At 47.3% G+C, this 16361-nt stretch carries 17 protein-coding genes; 7 read left to right on the forward strand and 10 right to left on the reverse strand.

Annotated elements, in window-relative coordinates; genetic code table 11:
- Nucleotides 1-6: 6 nt before the first annotated feature.
- On the forward strand, nt 7-1389 hold the full coding sequence (locus tag ACMUEV_RS27550; protein ID WP_190651476.1) for an oligosaccharide flippase family protein: 1383 nt from the start codon (nt 7-9) through the stop codon (nt 1387-1389).
- A gap of 136 nt (nt 1390-1525) precedes the next feature.
- Nucleotides 1526-1975, forward strand: a complete 450-nt coding sequence (locus ACMUEV_RS27555; RefSeq protein ID WP_017285975.1) for a ferritin-like domain-containing protein — start codon at nt 1526-1528, stop codon at nt 1973-1975.
- Here ACMUEV_RS27555 and crcB read toward each other — a convergent pair.
- From crcB to ACMUEV_RS27570, 3 genes are read right to left on the reverse strand one after another with little or no spacing between them, the layout of a single operon-like run.
- A complete protein-coding gene (gene crcB / locus ACMUEV_RS27560; RefSeq protein WP_017285974.1) occupies nt 1967-2350 on the reverse strand; it encodes a fluoride efflux transporter CrcB in 384 nt (127 codons plus the stop codon). The two genes, ACMUEV_RS27555 and crcB, sit on opposite strands and share 9 nt — an antisense overlap.
- Nucleotides 2351-2381: 31 nt before the next feature.
- Nucleotides 2382-2852, reverse strand: coding sequence for a hypothetical protein (locus ACMUEV_RS27565; RefSeq protein ID WP_017285973.1), 471 nt, complete (start codon nt 2850-2852; stop codon nt 2382-2384).
- Nucleotides 2853-2903: 51 nt separating this feature from the next.
- Entirely contained in the window at nt 2904-3788 is an 885-nt protein-coding gene (locus ACMUEV_RS27570; protein ID WP_017285972.1) for a PhzF family phenazine biosynthesis protein, read from the reverse strand.
- Between the two features lie 199 nt (nt 3789-3987).
- Between ACMUEV_RS27570 and ACMUEV_RS27575 the strand changes: the two genes are divergently transcribed.
- Entirely contained in the window at nt 3988-5166 is a 1179-nt protein-coding gene (locus ACMUEV_RS27575) for a septal ring lytic transglycosylase RlpA family protein (protein WP_017285971.1), read from the forward strand.
- On the opposite strand, the gene ACMUEV_RS27580 is transcribed toward ACMUEV_RS27575, so the two are convergent.
- Complete coding sequence (locus ACMUEV_RS27580) at nt 5160-5780, reverse strand: helix-turn-helix domain-containing protein (protein ID WP_190651585.1); 621 nt, start codon at nt 5778-5780, stop codon at nt 5160-5162. The two genes, ACMUEV_RS27575 and ACMUEV_RS27580, sit on opposite strands and share 7 nt — an antisense overlap.
- A gap of 174 nt (nt 5781-5954) precedes the next feature.
- On the opposite strand from ACMUEV_RS27580, the gene ACMUEV_RS27585 reads away from it, so the two are divergent.
- Both ACMUEV_RS27585 and ACMUEV_RS27590 read left to right on the forward strand, forming a co-directional pair.
- Nucleotides 5955-6587, forward strand: a complete 633-nt coding sequence (locus ACMUEV_RS27585) for a J domain-containing protein (protein ID WP_017285969.1) — start codon at nt 5955-5957, stop codon at nt 6585-6587.
- An 87-nt stretch (nt 6588-6674) separates the two neighbouring features.
- Entirely contained in the window at nt 6675-6941 is a 267-nt protein-coding gene (locus tag ACMUEV_RS27590) for a DUF3143 domain-containing protein (protein ID WP_017285968.1), read from the forward strand.
- Here the strand turns inward: ACMUEV_RS27590 and ACMUEV_RS27595 are convergent.
- The 3 genes from ACMUEV_RS27595 to ACMUEV_RS27605 form a co-directional block, all read right to left on the reverse strand.
- Nucleotides 6938-7885, reverse strand: coding sequence for a glycosyltransferase (locus ACMUEV_RS27595; RefSeq protein WP_190651586.1), 948 nt, complete (start codon nt 7883-7885; stop codon nt 6938-6940). The genes ACMUEV_RS27590 and ACMUEV_RS27595 overlap by 4 nt on opposite strands.
- A 94-nt stretch (nt 7886-7979) precedes the next feature.
- Nucleotides 7980-9701, reverse strand: coding sequence for a diflavin flavoprotein (locus ACMUEV_RS27600; RefSeq protein ID WP_190651478.1), 1722 nt, complete (start codon nt 9699-9701; stop codon nt 7980-7982).
- A gap of 126 nt (nt 9702-9827) precedes the next feature.
- Entirely contained in the window at nt 9828-11564 is a 1737-nt protein-coding gene (locus tag ACMUEV_RS27605; protein ID WP_190651480.1) for a diflavin flavoprotein, read from the reverse strand.
- A 115-nt stretch (nt 11565-11679) separates the two neighbouring features.
- On the opposite strand from ACMUEV_RS27605, the gene ACMUEV_RS27610 reads away from it, so the two are divergent.
- The gene (locus ACMUEV_RS27610; protein ID WP_190651482.1) at nt 11680-12462 is read left to right on the forward strand and encodes a pantothenate kinase; all 783 of its coding nucleotides are present in this window, start codon (nt 11680-11682) and stop codon (nt 12460-12462) included.
- Between the two features lie 245 nt (nt 12463-12707).
- On the opposite strand, the gene ACMUEV_RS27615 is transcribed toward ACMUEV_RS27610, so the two are convergent.
- The 3 genes from ACMUEV_RS27615 to ACMUEV_RS27625 form a co-directional block, all read right to left on the reverse strand.
- Nucleotides 12708-13502, reverse strand: a complete 795-nt coding sequence (locus ACMUEV_RS27615; RefSeq protein ID WP_190651484.1) for a phytanoyl-CoA dioxygenase family protein — start codon at nt 13500-13502, stop codon at nt 12708-12710.
- Nucleotides 13503-13693: 191 nt separating this feature from the next.
- The gene (locus ACMUEV_RS27620; RefSeq protein ID WP_190651486.1) at nt 13694-14227 is read right to left on the reverse strand and encodes a GNAT family N-acetyltransferase; all 534 of its coding nucleotides are present in this window, start codon (nt 14225-14227) and stop codon (nt 13694-13696) included.
- A 100-nt stretch (nt 14228-14327) separates the two neighbouring features.
- Entirely contained in the window at nt 14328-15602 is a 1275-nt protein-coding gene (locus ACMUEV_RS27625) for a glycosyltransferase (protein ID WP_190651487.1), read from the reverse strand.
- Between the two features lie 119 nt (nt 15603-15721).
- Between ACMUEV_RS27625 and ACMUEV_RS27630 the strand changes: the two genes are divergently transcribed.
- Nucleotides 15722-16336 carry a TetR/AcrR family transcriptional regulator gene (locus tag ACMUEV_RS27630; RefSeq protein ID WP_190651489.1) on the forward strand — a complete coding sequence of 205 codons (615 nt, stop codon included), beginning with the start codon at nt 15722-15724 and terminating at the stop codon, nt 16334-16336.
- The last annotated feature ends 25 nt before the right edge of the window (nt 16337-16361 follow it).

The raw sequence follows: 16361 nt of genomic DNA on the forward strand, positions 1-16361 counted from the left end.
AAACATATGACCAACTCACTCAAGAAAGTGGCGCTCAGGGGAGCATTCTGGACAATTGCGGGTTACGGTAGTCAACAAATTCTCAGGCTAGGCAGCAATCTGATTCTGACGCGCTTATTGGTGCCAGAGTATTTTGGTCTTATGGCTCTGGTCAACACGATCAGAATCGGAATCGAGCTATTTTCCGACTATGGGATTACGCAGAGCATTATTAGCAATAAGCGCGGTGATGACCCCCTGTTTCTTGATACTGCTTGGTCATTGAAAGTGATTCGCGGCTTTCAAATTTGGGCGATTAGTATTTTGCTCGCCTACCCGATCGCTCAACTTTATCAAGCCCAAGATCCGCAGGGGCAACTCCTATTTCTGTTGCCCATTACCGGCTTTACAGCGGTCTTAGAGGGGGCAGCTTCGACCGCGGTGCTGACTTGGGAGCGCCATATCGAAATCAAGAAGATCATGCTCTACGACATGAGCATTACTATCGTGACGCTTCTGATTTTGGTCTTGCTGTGTTGGTGGCATCCGTCTGTCTGGTCATTGGCAATCGGAGGTGTCGCTAGCTCGGCAATTAACATGGTGGCGAGCCATTTCGTCAATCGTAAACATCACAATCGCTTTCGGTTTGATAAAGAGATTCTCAAAGAAATTCAGAATTTTGGAAAATGGATTGCGGTGGCATCGTCGATGATGTTTTTGGCGGATCAAGCCGATCGCTTTATTTTGGCAAAGCTCCTCTCGTTTGAGAGGTTGGGGGTATATACGATCGCTTACACGTTAGCGAGTATTCCGCGGAGTGTGATTCAAGAATTGAGTGTAAAGGTGATCTTTCCCACCATCTCGAAGCAGTTGGATTTGTCGCGATTGCAGCTTCGCGCCAAAATTGTGAAACAAAGATGGTTACTTTTGGTGGGTACAGCAGTCTTTCTAGCCGGATTGACGGTGTGCAGCGATTGGTTCATTATGCTGCTGTATCAAGGGCGAAATAAGCATTGGGAGCAATACCAGGATGCAACTTGGATGATGCCAATTCTGTGTTCTGGAATTTGGTTTTCGATTCTGTTCTATACGACTAGCCCGACTTTAGTGGCAATTAACAAGCCGATGTATTCGGCGCAAAGTAATTTTGCTCGACTGAGCATCGTGGGCTTAGGGATGCCGTTAGCATTTTCTCAATTTGGTGAACTCGGTGCGATCGTGGTTGTGGCGATGAGTGATTTTCCGTTGTATGTGGTGAATCTTTACGGGTTGAAGCAAGAAAAGCTATCGTGTACGATGCAGGATGTTTATTGTACGGCTTTCTTTGTAACGACGCTTTCTCTCTTGCTTTTGCTGCGATACTCATTGGGTTTAGGTGTCCCAATTCATGTGCTGTTGCAAGGGTCTTAATAAAGTACAGCCTTTGATCATTTAGGAGAGGGTTACTTTGCAAAACAACCAAAGACAACCTTAGAGATTAAAAATGCCTAAATGAATCAGAATTGCTGTTAAGGTGTGAGATCCTAATCTTTTACAGAGTTCGTCCATGATGAAAGATCTTGATCTCGACAAAACAACTTACTTACTCAATTCCATTATGGAAGCAGAATTGGCGGGAGTTGTTCGGTATACGCACTATGCTCTCATGGTGACAGGACCCAATCGGATTCCGATCGTGCAATTTCTAAAAGCCCAAGCGAGTGAATCCCTGCTACATGCTCAGCAAGTTGGGGAGATTCTGACGGGATTAGAGGGACATCCGAGTTTGCGAATTGCCACGATCGAAGAAACCGATAAGCACTCGGTCTATGATATTTTGCTGGAAAGTTTGAACCATGAAACGAATGCCTTGAATCTATACAAACAACTGCTGGATGTTGTTGAGGATGCCAGCATTTATTTAGAAGAATTTACACGCGGAATGATTGGACAGGAAGAATTGCACGGCATGGAATTGAAGAAGATGCTGCGCGATTTTCATCCGAATTTAGCTTAGTCTACGTGCCAGGAAGCTGCCGAACTCTAACCCGAGATAGCCAATTGCGGCGCTTCCTAGCCAGTACAGTAAAGCAAGGCTATGATTGCCAGATTTGACCAGCACTGAGGTTTCGAGTGCGTAAGTCGAAAATGTCGTGTAAGAGCCGAGAAATCCGACCGCAAAAAATAGCCGTAGTTCTGGTGTGCCGATGCCTCGATCGAGAAAATACGCCACAAAAAATCCCATCAGCATTGCCCCGGTAATGTTGATGAAAAAGGTTCCATAGGGAAATTGCACCCCAAACACCCGCCCAAACCATAAGGTGAGATAGTAGCGACTGAGTGCGCCTGGAATTGCACCCAGACTAATGGCGATCGCAGAAGAAACGTTCACGATTATAGATTTGTAGATGATGGACTGCGAGCTAGTTTTGAGCGTTTTGATTTTTGCGTGGATTCAGTTCTGCACATTTTGCAACGGCAGCTTCGTAGGCTTGAGTGTACTCTTTGCCACCTAGCATCAAATCTCCGTAATATTCATACGGGGTTGATCCATAAATCGGCAGTGGATCATCTTCTGGATAGTCCTCTTGCGCTTCTTCTAAAGCTTTTCTCAACTGTTTAGCTGTTAATTTTTGAGCAGGATAGTAGTGAATGTGTTCAGGCTTGCGGTTGAGATGTGGCAAAGACGGATCGAGAATGCGATCGCTTAACTCTAACCAGCCATGCTCGATCGGTTTATAGGGCGCACCAACACAAGCTACAAAGCCCTGCACATACAATGCGCCATCGACGACTGAAACTGCTTTCGAGGCATTTTGAAAACTTGATTTGGCTTTACTCTTGATGCGAGTCGCAAGCTCGATCGATTGGTCTGGATCTAGAGGTTTATCCATATTACATCAGTAGGATTCAGGCTCTTTCTAGGGTATCGAGAAACGGGCAATTTAAACAAATTCACCTTTTGCGACCAAAATCGTTTTGCCGCCCACAGAAATATCAAAGGTCTGATTTTCCTGGCTAGCTCGTAAGAACAACACTGAAGGTCGTCCGATCATATACCCTTGTTCGACTCGAATATCAATCTCCGTTTGCCCAAAGTAGGCATGTTGGACTAAATATGCGGCAAGGCATCCATTCGCACTGCCTGTTGCCGGATCTTCAGGAATGCCTAACCCATCGGCAAAGACGCGTACGCTCAGTTGATTGGCTGCATTGAGTGGCTCAGGGCAAAATACAAGGATTGCTTTCGCGTCCATCGTCTTGATGCGTTGGAAAAATAAATCTTTGTTCACTTTCGCCTGTTGCAAAGCGTCTTGAGTTTTCAGCGGCACGATCAAGAATGGAACGCCAGTCGAGACGGTTTCGATCGCAAACCGATCGTCAATTTGATCTAAACTCAGCCCTAGGATAGATGCAACTTCAGCACGATCTAGACCCATACCAAACGTAGGTTGATTCTGCTGCATCCAAAGCATGTCAATGGACTGATCGGCATACTCGATCGTCACTGGAATCTGCCCAACTTGCAAATTTAATCTCACGATTGATACTGAATCTTGGATAATCATCTGTTGCAAAACGAACGCGGTGCCAAGCGTGGGATGCCCCGCAAATGGCAACTCCTGCTCTGGTGTAAAAATCCTCACGTTATAACCTTCTGATTGCGGACTTTCAGACAGAATAAAGGTCGTTTCAGAATAGTTCATTTCCTTTGCAATCGCCTGCATTTCCTCGGTAGTGAGTTGGGTACTAGCTCGAAAAACAGCAAGTTGATTGCCTGCAAATTTGTGTTCAGCAAATACATCTACGATATAGAACGGTAATGGCATAGTTTTAAGTTGTGGGAATGTGCCAAAAGGTACACGATTAAGCCAAAAAAGGCAGCTAGCCTAGTGAAATTACGCCTTGGGGATAATCCATTTTGTGTCGCGAGAACTTTATAATAACCCTTGGTAAAAGTGTATTGCTAAATACAATCTTGAGATTTAACCTCATCACAAATAACCAAAAATGTTGATACTCGGACTTATGTGGGTCGCTTCGTGGTTTAGTGGAATCCCGAGTTTTGGGACGAAGCTACTAGAAACGCCCAAATTTCTCACCCATGTTCTGTGTAACAGCCGCGCGTGCCATTCTACCGTGCTACCTTCTTCTTCGCTTCAACCGCTGGTACTCGGAACATCCCCTACTTCTTCTGCTACTTCTTCTGTCTCGCTCGATCGCTCAGAAACTTCCACTTCCCAAACCTGGTTGAGCACAGTCGAGACACTCGTCTTTAATTCAGAAATTGCTCCAAATCTCAATACGATTCATCCGGTAACGCAGTTTATCGATGCAATGCAGTCTGTGTTTGATCAGTTGCCAGTCGTGGCTGACTCGAAACAGATGGACAGAGCGATTGCGATCGTTGAAGTGGGCTATGACGGAGCGCTGCTCGGCGAAAATCCTCCTATTCTCCCGAAACTGGGATTTTGGCAATGTCCAACCTGGCAAATTGGCTCGTCTGATTCGATTGGAGGCTATCAAATCTGGCTCAAGGGCTGCCAAATTGCAACGGTTCGCGATCGTTCGACCGCAGAACTGTTTAGAAAAGAGTTACGTCGAATGATGACGACTCCGAATTTCGATGCTTCAAAGGTGCGGGCTGCAATGGAATTGGGTCAGCCAAGGTTGAAGTTCGGAGATCGCAGCCTCTTGACGATTACGGATCAGATTGCTGCCCAAACTGGTCGTCCAGCGGAAATGATCGCGATCGAATGGGCAAACAATCTCCGCATCGCACTGGGGCAACCTAGCTTGGCTTTAGCAGATGCCCAAGCCCAGATGTATGGATTAGAGCCAACCCAGCAGTTTATCGATGGCATGGCATCCTGGTATGGACCCTATTTTCACGGTCGCCAGACGGCAAATGGAGAAATTTTCGATCAAAACGATCTGACGGCGGCACATCCGACCTTGCCTTTGGGGACATTTCTCAAAGTGACGAATCAACTCAACGGCAAGAGCATTGTCGTGCGGGTCAACGATCGCGGTCCGTATTTTGACAATCGCGTTCTCGATTTGTCGAAGCGCGCTGCTGCCATCATCAATGGCGAAGAGCGGGGCGTTGTCCCGATCGAAGCGGTAGTCATGCAGTCGGCGGTCGTCGCTCGGACTCCCATCAACAAACCCCCGCAGCAGGTGGCGCGCTTGGTGACAGGCTATTGATGCAAAATGATGTGGCGCTTGGTGTCGATCGAGAGCCAGCCAGCTTGTTTCAATTGACCGAGTAATCGAGTAACGGTCACACGAGTTGTGCCGATCGCGTTGGCTAATTGCTGATGCGTCAGGCGAATTGTGAATCGGGTGCCGCGTTGAGTCGGCTGCCCGATTTCATGCTGGAGCAGAATCAGTAACTGTTTCAGGCGTTCTTCAACGCGACGGCAGCCCGATAGCGCCAAAAATGCTTCTGATTGTTGAAGTCGGCGGCTGAGGTGGCGAAACAGTCCTTGACAGAGTGCAGGAGAGCGTTCGACTTCTGAGATCGTCAAGGGCAGCAGATCGACATCGGTTAATGCGATCGCTTGATAGGGTGTAATCCAGGTCAGCGGTAATCCAAAGGGCATCGAAGGAGTCACGATACTGAGGAGTGCTTCATCGCCTGTTGGATGCAAGGTGTTGATCACGACCACACCGCGACAAGTTACCCAAATCTGATCAGGGCGCAATGGAATTCTCTGACCGCTTCGGAAGGGTTGAAGGGTTCGTTCTCGGTAAAGTTGTTCTAAAAGTCGTCTAGAATCGGGTAGCTCAATCTGTGGTGGTGCGAACGATTGAATCATGAACTCTGCTCCATCTTGAAAGCCCGCCATTCACTGTAGTCTTTGAAGATCAAGGGCAGGTAATCCCTGGGTTTGGATTGGGTTAAGATTTGCAGCACACTCCAAAACCGCGAAAGTCTTGCAGAGTTTTGCTAGGGCGACAATAATAGTCCTAATGCTTTGAAGGACGAGCCAGTGGCAGAGGAAAAACGATCTGATTCAGGAAACGAGCCAAATCATTATGCGTTGTTAGGGCTGCATCCTTCGACTTCGGTGCGGGAGATTCGCCAGGCGTATCGGGAACTGAGTAAGCTTTATCATCCGGATACGACAGAACTGCCGACCGCGATCGCAACGAGGAAGTTTCAGCGTTTAAATGAAGCATACGCGACCTTGAGCAATCCGGAGCGTCGTACAGCATACGATCGCGCAATCGGATATTCGCGGGTAGTTGTGGTGCGCCCTTTGCCGAGCTTGCACAAGCCGAATCAGCCTGAACCGAAGTCCTCAGCGTATTTGGATGCAACGGATCGACCTTTATCTCCGGGCGAATTGTTTGCGCTATTCATCCTGGGTGTAACGTTTGTTGGATGTTTGATTTTGGCGATTATGATCGGCATTACTCGCGGTGATCAAGCATTTCAGCCACTCACGGCTCAACATTTCACAGTGAAAGAAATTGTAGAAGAAGTGCAGCCAGTTCAAGAGACACCTGCACAAGAACTTTTACCCTCGCCGGAGACTGCATCTGAAAATTCTGCATTGAACTCTGCATTGACCACAGAGATTGAGCAAAAGACTGAGCCATCCAATCCGCCAGTGTCTTAGAGAACTTGGCTTTGAATTGAGGAATGAGCCAATCGTTGATAGAAATGAGATATACCCCAAATCCTTACAGGTGAAATTACTCTAGCTATGGCTTTACCTTCTGCCGACACTCCGCTTTACAATCATCCGCTGCCTGCGATCGAAGAATGGCTTTCTGATATGGGCTGCGAACAAGATAGCCAGGAACTTCACTGCTGGACGATCGAACGCCCAAAATGGCAGGCTGAACTGATGTTAGATGTCGATCAACTGAGCGTGCGATATCTCAACATTGAGGGGCGTGATATTCAGCGATCGTTCAAATATTCGCTCAGTCGTCAAGATGTTGAGGATGCGGTATTTGGTGGTCCTTAGGGCTTGAGTTTGCGAAGTCCTTGGAAGGCAGTTTGTCGCAGCGATTTGGGCAAGAGCGAGAGGGCTAAACCTGTATAGGCTTTAGAAATTGAAGCGAACTTGCCCGATCGCACCAAGTTTCGTCCGGTTTCGGTATCGCCGATTTCGATCAGGCGCAATCCAAGCAGCAATTGAGTTTCAGCGAGCCGCGATCGCCGAATTTTCTCTAAACCTGAATCAGGGAATTCAAAATTGGTGAGATAAGTGAGCTTGTCTTTGAGATAGGGAATGGCGCGATCGATGCCTTGCTGTTCCGCATGAACACGGTATTCCATGAGGCGTTGAGGTAAGTAATATCCTTGCTTTCCCTCTAAGGCTAATCTGACGAACAAATCATTATCTTCGCAGTTTTGAATGTTGGGGCGCATGTAGTCTACCTCATGCAATGCTTGTGTTCTAAACAGCGTTGCCCCAATTTGAAAACTTTGTTTGACGAAGACTGTTGCGAGTAGGTTATCGGGAATGCCTTCGGATAGTTCTGTTCTGCCCCATTTGTGAGAGTTATGATCGCTAAAAGCATGGTCTCTCTGCCCTTTGGAATCGATGATCCAATGATCAGTTCCGACAAAATCGATCGTTGAAGTGCGATCGAGAATTTCACTTGTTTTCTCTAAGAACTCAGGCGTTAAGCGATCGTCATCGTCGAATTTAATAAAATACGTTCCGGTCGCGACTTCAAAGCCCGAACGCATGTTGTTACTTTTGCCAACATTGCGAGAATGCCGGATGTATCGAATTCGGGGGTCGTGATAGCGCGATAACACTTCTGGCGTGGCATCTTTTGAGCCATCGTCACAGATGATCAACTCCCAATCGGCGATCGTTTGTGCAAAAACACTGTCGATCGCATCCGGCAAAAGGTGGGCGCGATTATAGGTGGGAATACAGATGCTAATTTTGGGCATATCGAAAGGGAGGTGGGTTCCCATTCAATATCGACAAGATTGGGGCGTGAATATCAGAGGGAGTGGGGACTTCCCATTCCCCTACTTCCCCACCTTAATAGGCAGTCGCAGACTTACGATGCTGAATCGCAGTCATTCCCGTCGTTTCGAGGACTTTGCCATTCTCGACAGTCGCGTACAGTAACCAATGATCGCCGCAGTCCATCCGGTTTTGGATTTTGCACTCTAGATAGGCGAGTGCATCGAGTAACACGACACAGCCGTTTGCCGCAGTTTCCGTACTTAATTCAGCAAAGCGATCTTCTCCGGGGGCAGTCATCTTGATGAAATTCCGTCTGACATTTCGACCTTCTCTCAGAATGTTCAGAACAAACGGCGTTTCAGCTTGATCGAGCACACCCTCAGCCCGACCTTTCGGAACCGCGATCGTCACACCAGGTGGTGTAAAAGTCGCTTGCGAAACCCAAGAAGTGAGAATTCCAAACGGCGTTTCTCCCTGATTTGCGGTAATGACGCATAATGACCCAATGACACGACCTAAAGCTTGCTCAGTACGATCGCTTTGAACTTCTGCAACAACTTGACGAGGCGCACGCGCTTTTTTCGCTTTCTTCAATGCCTGAGCGAATTCTGTCCCTGCCTTTTCACAGTGCTGTAAGTCTTCCTCAGTCGGCTTGAACTTGACGCGAATGGTGTCAAATCCAAAGGCAAATCCAGCATCTTGCAGTTTACTTTCGAGTAAGTCGATCGCTTCTCCACTCCAACCGTATGACCCAAACACGCCCGCAATCTTGGTCTTAGAGGCAGTAGAAAGGACTAAACCTAATGCAGTTTGCATTTGAGTGGGGGCATGTCCGCCGAGGGTTGGAGAGCCGATGACAAAGCCATCACATTGCTCGATCGCGGCTGTAATCTCTGCCGGATCGGCGAGTTCACAATTGATCGATTCGACGTTGATTTCAGAATCGGTTAAGCCTTTCGCAATCGCGTGAGCGACCGTTGCGGTATTGCCATAGGCGGAAGTGTAAAGCAGGGCGACGGAGAGTTCTTGAGTTTCTTGCTGCTCGCACCATTCGAGATATTCAAGTTTTAGGCGGCTTTGGCTGTAGCGAACAATCGGGCCATGACCGACTCCATACCATTTGGGGCGGAAGCGGGAGAGTTTGTCGATCGCATCTTCAACTTGTTTGGACTGAGCTGCATGTAGACAATCGAAGTAGTAATGTCGATCGTCATCGAGTTTTTTCCAGTTCTCATCGAAGATCGGATCATCGCAAACGTGAGCGCCAAAGAACTTGTCTGTATAGAGAATTCGAGTCGCTGGATCGTAGGTGCAGATTCCATCGACCCAGCGTGGAGTGGGTGTAAATGCAAACTGCAATTCATGCCCTTTTCCGAGATCGAGCACTTCTTCCCCTCGAACTGCGTAGAGGTTGAGTTCTTGATTGGGAAACGCCGCTTTCAGAGTATTGACCGCAGGTTTAGAGCACACGATCGTAATCTGTGGCGCAATTTCCAGCAGTCGCTTGATAGTCTCAATCCGATTGGAGTTCACGTGACCGAGAATCACGTAATCCAGCTTTTGAAAGTATTGATGATCGTGGAGTTCTTTCAGAAAAATATCGGTGAAGGATTCTCCGGGCGGATCAATCAGGGCACTTTTCTCAGCCTGAATGAGATAGCTATTCGCGGTTGTGCCTTTTTGTCGCGCGTATTCGACTTCAAACTTGAGACGATCCCAAGTGCGAGATCGTAAAACTCGCGTATTTTGGGCAATTTCGGCAACTTGGACATCTCGCGATCGAGGTTGAACCATAGGACAAATCAAGGGTTAGGGGGTAGGGAGTGGGGGAATGGGGGAGTAGGGAAATGATAAGAATTTGCTCTTTGAACCATGAGGTGCGAACTAATCTACTCCCCATTCCCCTACTCCCCCACTAGATTAATAGTGGTTTCCAACTTTCCGATGATGAACCGCTGTCAGCGAATCTGCTTTCGCAACTCGTCCAGCAGTCACGGTGCTGTAAACAATCCAGTGATCGCTACATTCCATTCGGCTGACGACTTCGCATTCCATGTAGGCCAAGGCATCCGCCAGAATCGGTGAACCATTGGTCGCGGGATAGTTTGCGACATCGGCAAAGCGATCAGCCCCCGGTGCAAATCGCTTTAAGAAGTGCTTCATCAAGGTCTGATACTTGCCTTCCTCTAGCGCATTCAACACAAAGCGATCGCCGACATGTAGGAACGATTCAATTGCTCGATCTTTGGCAACCGCGATCGAGACTCCTAACGGCTCAGAACTCGCTTGAGCAACCCAAGAAGCCAACATCGCACTAGAGATGTCGCCCTTTTTCGCCGTGATGATGTACAAACCGCCGCTAATCCGACCGAGGGCTTTATCTAACTCGGTATCGAGCGCTTTCATCTGTTTGACGGTGCGATCGCGCGTTAGCCATTGTCCTAAGTCGGTTCCAGATTCTTCGCAAAGCTGATAAATTGCTTCGGTGGGTTCGACTTCAATCTTGATCGGCTCGAACTTCTCAGTTAATCCAATTTCACGGAACTGGTTGCGAATCGGGTAAACGGCTTCATCGTTTCCGCCCCCGACTTCAAATAATCCAAAGTTCTGTTTGGAGTTCGCCGCTGCCAGAATAGTTCCCAGTGCTGCCTGCGCGTTTTCTGCAATTTCGCCCACTTGAGGAGCCATGCCTAGCACGACCGCGCTGGATAATTCAACCAATTCCCGCACGTCTTGAGGTTCTGCAACTCGCAGATCCATCATTTCAACCGCAACGCCTGTTTTCGTGATTCCGGCTGCGATCGCTTGGGCAATGCGATCGCCATACCCATATCCCGAAACATAAAACAACCCGACGGTTGTGGTTGCTTTTGCTTGGCTCTGGCTCCAATCTTTGTAGCGTCCAACTAATTCTGCAATGTTGTAGCGCAGCAGCGGGCCGTGACCAGTCGCGATCGTGGTGAATTCTGGCAATTCGCTGATGCGTTTGATAGCACCAAGTACTGATCGAGCATTCGGAGCCATCAAGCAATCGTAGTACAGACGAAATTCAGCTTCGAGAATTTCTAAATCTTCGTCGTAGGTGTGATCGTCGCAGAAGTGCATCCCGAACGCATCACAGGTAAAAAGCGTCTGGGTTTTGTGGTCGTAAGTAAAAATGGTGTCAGGCCAATGCAGATTCGGAGCAGAGACGAATTCGAGTTCGTGACCGTTGCCGAGATCTAAGCGATCGCCACTTTTAACAATCTTGCTCTTGAAAGACTGATGCACGAGTCCTTCTAAAAACTGAATCGCCACTTTTGCCCCAATCACCGTAATCTCAGGGTTGAGCGCTAAGACATCGCGGACTAAGCCGCTGTGATCCGGTTCAGTGTGGCTGATGATGAGATAATCAATTTCCTTCGGATCGATCAACTCATTCAGTGCGTCTAAATAGAGTTCTTGAAATTTGGCGTGAGAGGTATCAACGAGCGCGACTTTCTCACTTTTAATCAGAAAAGAGTTGTAGGTTGTACCGTTTTCGAGTGAGAATTCGATGTCGAAGCGATCGCGATCCCAGTCTAAACAGCGGATCGTCGTTGTCTCAGGAGCAATTTCAGCGATTTCAGTTGTGAGGCGCACTCTTGATCGAGCGGGGCGAGAAGCAGAAGCGACCATATACCAATCTCCCTACGAACAATATGTTAACGGTAAAACAATTTTCTTAATCTGTTTCAATTCTCTCTCGTTATAACTCAGTTTGTAAAGTTTTAATAAGCAAGGATACCTATAAATGAATCTAATCGATCGTGAATGGCTTGCGCTCAATATCGGCAATTCCCGGCTGCACTGGGCTGTATTCAAAAATGATCAGATTCAAGCAAAATGGGATACCCCGCATATTGTCGAGAAAACACAGGATTTATTGACTTATTTTCCTTCTAATCGTATATCACATCTGATTAATTTTACTAATCAATCAAAGCCACGGAATGATATTGACTGCGAGCTATGGATCGCGTCTGTTGTTGCGAAGCAATCCAATTACTGGTCTGATTATCCTCAACTGTATTCAATTCAATTGCAAGATGTTCCGATTCAGCAGCTTTATCCAACTTTGGGTATCGATCGAGCTTTAGCGCTTTGGGGTGCAATTCAAGTTTATGGGAGTCCAGTGCTGGTAATCGATTGTGGAACAGCGCTGACTTTTACCGGGGCGAATGAGAATAATCAATTGGTTGGAGGTGCGATCGCGCCTGGTGTGCGGTTGCAATTTCGATCGTTGGGAAATCACACATCGGCATTACCAACGATCGAGCAAGTTGCAACGTTGCCGAATCGCTGGGCAACCGATACGGTTCACGCGATCGAGAGTGGGATTTTGCACATTCTCTTAGCAGGTATCCGAGATTTTATTGCCGATTGGCATCGACAGGTGGGAGAAAGCGCGATCGTGTTAACGGGAGGAGATGCAAATTTGATTGCTCAATTCTTGGAGTTGGAACAGGTTCAGACTGATTTAGATTTGGTGTTTTGGGGAATGCGATCGCTTCGGAATCATCAGAAAATGGTTTAGAGGATGTGGTCAGCTTTTTCGATCGTAAACTCTGCGTTGCTGCAATTCATGGCTCTCCTCCAAGAAAGACCGGATTGATTGCAGCACGGCAAACGTCGGTTAAAAGAAAATGAACGGAACGTCAGAAGAACTGACTTCATTACGCTTCAGGAAGTAATCAAATTACTCAGATGAGTAATTTGATTGCTCAAGAGTAAACCTCTGCATAACGATGGCGCTCACAAGCCGCAGGTAATCTCTGCACCTTAACCAATTACATTTGGGTGTTCCGGTGCATTGCGGGTGTTGGACTGCAATTTCTGCACGTCCTTAAAAATAGCAGACTGAAACTCATGTCCGAGTAACTGTTTGAGTTTTGGGCTTGCCTGTTCTAGAAAAGTTGGCGACATCTGCTGTGCTAGGTTTTCCAGCGGACGGACAAACTTTGGATTGTAATTTCCTAGAACTGAAACGCGCGGCTTATCTGAGTGATTTGTAGATGTGTCATGCCAACAAAGTCCGTGAGAAAGAACGACTGAACCTGCTGCTCCAGTGACTTTATAGGCTGAGCTCGAAAACTCCTCTCGCTTAGGAAATTGGCAAAGCTTCTGGGTGTCTGCTGCAAATAAAGGAGCGCCGTTAGTTTCTGTAAAGTCTTCCATCATCCAGATTGCTTGAACTTCCATCACAGGGGTTGCTGGATAGGGAGGAGTCATGGTGAAGTAAGGATAATCGACATGTGCGCCCATACTACTAGCACCTGGATAAAGGATATGTGCAGAGAACCCACCAAGGGTCATATCGCTTCCGAGAATTGCCTCCAAAACCTCTATCACTTTCGGATGCTGTACCATTTGCTCAAAGATTTTTGCTTCTTCGAGCAATCTGTATAGGCGTGATCTCTCCCCCGTCTTTAAAAATCTTCCTGCTGGTTCTTCTGAGGCGAGTTTGAGGATTTGCAATCTAGCTTCAGAAACTTCTTTAGGTGTGAATAACTCTGGCAATAGAACATAGCCTTTGCCTTGAACAATTTCTTCTGCTAAGGATGTAACATCCCACATAGATTATTTCCTCTAAGTACCAGCATTGTTACCATACAATGAAATTAACGCGAATCCCAAAGCAGATAGCTTGAACAACGAACAGTTGTAGTTATCAGATGCAGATAATCTTCGCTAGCCCCTAGTATCCTTCAAAGTTTCAGTGCATTGCGGTCCTCATACTACGATCGCTCACCATTTTCTTTTGGACCCTACTTACTAATTGCATAGCAATAACAGTCTCGTGGCTCTTCGGAAATATTTGGGTGAATGAACCATCGTTTCAAAACCCCTTCTCTCTGCATTCCAACTTTCTCCATCACTCGTGCCGATGCAGGATTTTCAACATCACAGAAAGCCCAGACTCGATAGATCTCATTCTGTGCTAATGCCCAATTCGTCAGTGCTTGCATCGCTTCTGTTGTATACCCTTTACCCCATTCTGACCTTGCAAGAACATATCCTAAATCTGCTTTGTACTGATTAATGCGAATTTCTATCATCCCAATCAGTTGGGCATCTTGCTTGCAGATCAGTACATAAGGAAATGCAGAGTGATTCGCCCAAACCGAAATACATCGATCGATGAACTCATCGGTCTCTCTAATAGACTGATGAGGTTGCCAACTCAGATACTTCGTTACCTCTGGGTCTTGTGCGTATTGCTCAAATATCAATCCTGCATCTTCAGGTATTGGCTGCCTCAAGCATAATCGCTCCGTTTCTAGAGTTTTTGGTGGTTTCATAGCACATTCCCAAGTTCCAGACTCAACTCACAGCTTACTAGATAGACAAGGGCAGTGCAGACTCAACTCAGAATTTTAGCGCTAGGTTTCTCCAGTGTCGTCATAGAAAAGTGTGGAGCTTTTCTAGCTCTTGTACGATTTCGACTGCATGAGCAACTCCATCTTCAGCTTGAATCTTTGCTCCTAGATCGGCAGCACGTTGGCGCATTGCTGAATCGTTCATAACCTGCTGAATTGCTTTTGCCAATCTTTCAGCAGTAAGGTCTTTACGAGGAATCGGTGCTGTCCCTACGCCTAATTCTGCAACGCGATGTCCCCAAAAAGGCTGATCACCAAAGAAAGGAATCACAATGGTCGGTATCCCTGCTCTGAGTCCCGCGGCTGTTGTCCCTGCACCCCCATGATGAACGACAGCCGCGACCCGTGGAAACAGCCAAGAATGGGGAATTGAATCCACCATAAAAACCGTATCTGGCAAATCACGCTTACCCAGACCCCGCCAACCCGATTGCAAGATAGCACGTTGTCCCGTAAGTGCGATCGCTTGTAAGACTAGATCTGCTGTTTCTTCTGGATTTCGACTCACCATACTCCCAAATCCAATAAACACAGGGGGAGAACCATTTTGCAGAAACTCTAGTAAAGCGAGAGGTGGAGACCAATTGGGAGGCTCATCTAAGAACCAATAGCCAGTCATATGAGTATTCTGCCAATCCGAGGGTTTCGCAATCACAGATGGACTTAACCCATACAGGATGGGATAACGCTGAAGATGAACCGAATGATAATTTCCCCAAAATGGGGCAGCGGGCAACTCTAGCACTTGTTGTCGTGCTAATCCATCCCCTGTCCGCGCTCCCTGCCACATGATCTGTCGAAAGACATGATGCGACAGTCGATTGACAGTTCCGCCAAATTTAGCAATAGATTGAGGAAACAAAACAGCGGGAAAGGCTTGAGTCGGCGTAAAAGGAAAGATGTATGCCTGAAGCAACGGGATCTTCAGCTTCTCAGCAAGGGAAACACCGAGGAAGAGTCCGCCTACGCCTGCAACTAGCAGATCCATTCCCTGAGCCGCGACCAATCCGCCCTCTGCCCAATCGATCGCGGCTCGTTGAGAAGCTTTCGCTGTACGTGCATTAATCGCCAGAAAATTCCCGCTTTCTAGCAACTGACGGTTCGCGGGGTCTTCTAGAAAAGCTTGGACGTTGCCCTTAAGCGGATAGAACTCTAGCTCATATGAATTGACTAACGATTCAAAGTTTTCGTGGGTGGCGAGTCGAACGCTGTGTCCTGCGGCTTTCAGCCCTTTGCCTAAAGCAACGTAAGGCTGAACATCTCCTCGACTTCCCATCGCCATAATCATGATTCGCATTATTGATCCTCTCTTTTCATTGCTCGCTGTAGAACTTGCCTGTAAAATGTGAGTAATTGCTCATAATTTTATGGGCGATCGCACTCCTCTGACAACTCGCATTTCCAGAAGCCCTACCGATGTCTCCTAAACCTTCTGCAACCCCACGTAAACAACCAAAACAAGAGCGATCGCAAGTCACTGTTGAAGCGATTCTCTCGGCAACGGCTCACATTTTGACGGAAAACGGGTATAACCAACTGACGACGAATCGGGTGGCTGAACGGGCTGGTGTGAGTATCGGCTCGCTGTACCAATACTTTCCGAATAAGGAAGCTTTGATTTTTGCTTTAGCGGAGCAGCATGCTAATGAAATGGTGCAATTAGCAAAGCAGCATTTAGAAGGACTCAGCGATCGCACAATTCCAGAGGTGCTGCGACAAATTATTAAAGCAGCATTGGCGGCTCATGCTGTGAACCCTAAGCTTCATCGCGTTTTGCATGAACAGATTCCCCACAGTGAAGTGATGAAACGCTTAGATCAGGCAAAGATAGAAAATCTGCTGCAATCATTTCTCGCACAACGCTCTGATCAGCTTCGACCCAAGAATCTAGAGTTAGCAGTTTTTATGGTTGAGCGCACGATCCGAGCTTTGATTCATGGGGCGATGATCGATCATCCTGAGTTGCTCAAGACTGGGGAATTGGAACAAGAACTAACGCTGATGTTGTCAGCATATTTAGTCAAAAGTTGACCAGAGTAGATTCAAGATTTGCTTC

Source organism: Leptolyngbya sp. FACHB-1624, from assembly GCF_047649235.1.
Taxonomy (GTDB): Bacteria; Cyanobacteriota; Cyanobacteriia; order Leptolyngbyales; family Leptolyngbyaceae; genus Leptolyngbya; species Leptolyngbya boryana.

Bases quoted from the DNA above. Each gene is read 5' to 3' on its own strand.
- ACMUEV_RS27590 (WP_017285968.1), top strand. From the start codon at position 6,675: ATGGCTTTACCTTCTGCCGACACTCCGCTTTACAATCATCCGCTGCCT.
- ACMUEV_RS27615 (WP_190651484.1), bottom strand. From the start codon at position 13,502: ATGTGGGATGTTACATCCTTAGCAGAAGAAATTGTTCAAGGCAAAGGC.
- ACMUEV_RS27620 (WP_190651486.1), bottom strand. From the start codon at position 14,227: ATGAAACCACCAAAAACTCTAGAAACGGAGCGATTATGCTTGAGGCAG.
- ACMUEV_RS27580 (WP_190651585.1), bottom strand. From the start codon at position 5,780: ATGATTCAATCGTTCGCACCACCACAGATTGAGCTACCCGATTCTAGA.
- ACMUEV_RS27605 (WP_190651480.1), bottom strand. From the start codon at position 11,564: ATGGTCGCTTCTGCTTCTCGCCCCGCTCGATCAAGAGTGCGCCTCACA.
- ACMUEV_RS27600 (WP_190651478.1), bottom strand. From the start codon at position 9,701: ATGGTTCAACCTCGATCGCGAGATGTCCAAGTTGCCGAAATTGCCCAA.
- ACMUEV_RS27570 (WP_017285972.1), bottom strand. From the start codon at position 3,788: ATGCCATTACCGTTCTATATCGTAGATGTATTTGCTGAACACAAATTT.
- ACMUEV_RS27575 (WP_017285971.1), top strand. From the start codon at position 3,988: ATGTGGGTCGCTTCGTGGTTTAGTGGAATCCCGAGTTTTGGGACGAAG.
- ACMUEV_RS27565 (WP_017285973.1), bottom strand. From the start codon at position 2,852: ATGGATAAACCTCTAGATCCAGACCAATCGATCGAGCTTGCGACTCGC.
- ACMUEV_RS27550 (WP_190651476.1), top strand. From the start codon at position 7: ATGACCAACTCACTCAAGAAAGTGGCGCTCAGGGGAGCATTCTGGACA.
- ACMUEV_RS27610 (WP_190651482.1), top strand. From the start codon at position 11,680: ATGAATCTAATCGATCGTGAATGGCTTGCGCTCAATATCGGCAATTCC.
- ACMUEV_RS27595 (WP_190651586.1), bottom strand. From the start codon at position 7,885: ATGCCCAAAATTAGCATCTGTATTCCCACCTATAATCGCGCCCACCTT.
- ACMUEV_RS27555 (WP_017285975.1), top strand. From the start codon at position 1,526: ATGATGAAAGATCTTGATCTCGACAAAACAACTTACTTACTCAATTCC.
- ACMUEV_RS27630 (WP_190651489.1), top strand. From the start codon at position 15,722: ATGTCTCCTAAACCTTCTGCAACCCCACGTAAACAACCAAAACAAGAG.
- ACMUEV_RS27625 (WP_190651487.1), bottom strand. From the start codon at position 15,602: ATGCGAATCATGATTATGGCGATGGGAAGTCGAGGAGATGTTCAGCCT.